The 555-nt window shown below is 23.6% G+C and carries 1 pseudogene; it reads right to left on the bottom strand.

The window, feature by feature from the left end:
- Window positions 1-555: pseudogene (locus L8U98_RS08200) on the bottom strand (hypothetical protein); the annotation flags it as partial.

Raw genomic sequence — 555 nt, 5'->3', positions numbered from 1 at the left:
GCTAGAGTTAAATTCTAATTCTTTTATTGTGTTTTCATCAAATAAAGCTTGCTTATCTTTATCATATAAAACATAATCTTCACAAAAATATAAAGCTTTTAATAAATAGGGTTTTGAATCGATGTTGATGTTGTTGATATCTTGCAAGTTTAAAGTCTTTAGTAGGTATTGTTTATTAGCAATAATACTTAAGCTTTGATTGGAATTTAAAAAAGTATTTCTTTCTTGTTTTAATTGAAAGCTTAGCTTTTCATTTAAAGATTTAAATAAAGAATTAAAAATTTCATTTTTTATTCTATTATCTTCTTTATAAAGTTTTAAATTAAATTGATATTTTTGTTCTTCTTGTTCAATGATTTTTTCTTGTTCTTTTAAATCTTGTATGTTTTTTAAATATTTTTCATCTATAAAATTGTAAGTTGTAGAAGCTATACTTGTTTTAGTTATAAGTTCTTTTTTCTTTGCTAGAGCAAGTTCGTATTGTTTTGAATAGCTAGGGTAGGGGCGTGGAGTGAAGAGGGAGAAAGGATTGATTAGTTTTTGAAAAAAATCATT

Origin of the sequence: Campylobacter sp. RKI_CA19_01128 (assembly GCF_025771175.1) — a bacterium.
Lineage (GTDB): Bacteria > Campylobacterota > Campylobacteria > Campylobacterales > Campylobacteraceae > Campylobacter_D.
The sequence above is the reverse complement of the archived record's forward strand: the minus strand, read 5'-3'. Positions and strand labels throughout refer to the sequence as shown.